At 68.5% G+C, this 1,767-nt stretch carries 3 protein-coding genes; 2 read left to right on the top strand and 1 reads right to left on the bottom strand.

Annotated elements, in window-relative coordinates; genetic code table 11:
* On the top strand, positions 1-258 hold a 258-nt coding region (locus H5J30_RS31075; protein ID WP_181790845.1), incomplete at its 5' end, for a 4'-phosphopantetheinyl transferase superfamily protein.
* Between the two features lie 27 nt (positions 259-285).
* Here the strand turns inward: H5J30_RS31075 and H5J30_RS31080 are convergent.
* Positions 286-738 carry a DUF4188 domain-containing protein gene (locus tag H5J30_RS31080; RefSeq protein WP_181790847.1) on the bottom strand — a complete coding sequence of 151 codons (453 nt, stop codon included), beginning with the start codon at positions 736-738 and terminating at the stop codon, positions 286-288.
* 527 nt (positions 739-1,265) lie between these two features.
* Between H5J30_RS31080 and H5J30_RS37095 the strand changes: the two genes are divergently transcribed.
* Positions 1,266-1,767 (top strand): HAD family hydrolase (locus H5J30_RS37095; protein WP_309505688.1); only part of this gene is annotated, 502 nt, incomplete at its 3' end.

The raw sequence follows: 1,767 nt of genomic DNA on the forward strand, positions 1-1,767 counted from the left end.
GTGGTCGACGCGGCGCCCGAGGCGCTGCGGTCCGCCGCGTTCACGCGCCTGTGGACGCGCAAGGAGGCGTACCTCAAAGGGCTCGGCGTGGGCCTGGGCCGCGCCCTCGACGCGGACGACGTCTCCACCGCCGTGCCGGGCTGGCACCTGGTCGACCTGGCCCCCGGGACCGGCCACGCGGGGGCGCTGGCAGTGGAGTGCGCGGGTGCCCCGGGCACCGCCCGGGGAATCCGCGAAAGGGGCGCCGAATTTCCCTGACCCGGTGTCACCCGACGCCGTCCACGCTCATTCCGGTTCCGCTCTGCGGCCCGGCTCGCCGCCGAAAGCGGCGGCCAGTCCGAATTCCGGCATGTTGATATAGCGGGCCTCATAGGAGCCCGGCCGCACGTGGTACAGCTCGTGCCAGATGCCGACGTCCCCGCCGCTGCCGACGGCGCGGTTGAACCACTTCCAGTACTCCCTGTGCCGGTGCTCCTGCGATTTCGAGAACTCCGCTATGTGCTCGGCCGACCTCCAGTACTGCACGACCGTGATCGTGCGCCCCTTGCGGCTCATTCTGCTGCCCAGCAGACCGAGTTCCGGATCCTCGCCGAGTTCGACCAGCAGCTTCGGCATCGCGGTGAACGCCGGCCACCACCTGTGCACCTTCCAGAGGTAATTGATGCGCATTCCCACCAGGAAGAGCACGAATTCGTGGCCGGTGTCGACATTTACCCTGCCCTGCTCTATCCGCGGCATGTCATCCGGGTCCTTTCCGGGGGTCGTCGCGCTCGCCGAGCCGGTCGCCCGACATCGTAGAGCGTCCGCCGGCTCGGCAACATCGCCTGTACAGGGGGCGGTTGGGGCGCCTAAAGGGGCAACATCCAGTCTTGTCCCCTGAGTAGGACATATCCGACAAATGTTTTGCGAAAAAAGAATGGTTCAGACCAACCGATTGCATGTACGATGACGCTCGCTCGAACGCCGAACCGAACGCGTGATGGCCTCCAGTCACCGTGCGACTACGGTTCGTCACACCCTGGACACGGCACCACATAACCCTCGCTGCACGGCCTGAAGTTCACCTTTCACCGAACGGACAGGTACTTATGTGGAAGGCGGCCCGCGTGGAGATTCCGGTGGACTCCGCGCACCAGCCGGTACGAAGCACCAACGAACTAGACGAAGCAGTAGCGATGCTGCCCGCGGGGGCGGGCGAGATCGCTGAAGAGTTGTTCACAGATACCCCGGACGCGGGTGCCGGCAGGACGGATTCCCTGCTGAATGTGAGATTCCGCGACCTCGGCGACCCCGGTCGGCCGCGCTCGCTCGACGTGCACGCCGTGCTCTTCGACATGGACGGCACACTCGTGGAATCCGCGGCCGCAATGGACCGCCACACCCGCATGTGGGCCAGGCGCCATTCCCTCGACCCCGAGAAGGTCATACGCGCCTCACACGGGCGCCGCGACATCGACGTCATCCGCGAACTGGCCCCCCACGCCGACCCGCACGCCGAGCTGGCCTGGTTCGACCACCTGTCGTGCACCGACGCCGCCGGCGTCCGCGCCGCACCCGGCGCCCCGCGGCTGCTGCGCACCCTGCCCCCGCGCCGCTGGGGACTGGTGACCTCCGCGACCCGGAGGGTCGCCCGCAGCCGGATGGCAGCGGCGGGACTGCCGCTGCCCGACGTCTTGGTCTGCGCCGAGGACGTCGCCGACGGCAAGCCCAGCCCCGAGGGGTACCTCACCGCCGCCGCCCGCGTCGGCGCACCCCCCTCGTACTGCC

It is taken from the genome of Streptomyces phytophilus (genome assembly GCF_013870535.1).
Taxonomy (GTDB): Bacteria; Actinomycetota; Actinomycetes; order Streptomycetales; family Streptomycetaceae; genus Streptomyces; species Streptomyces phytophilus.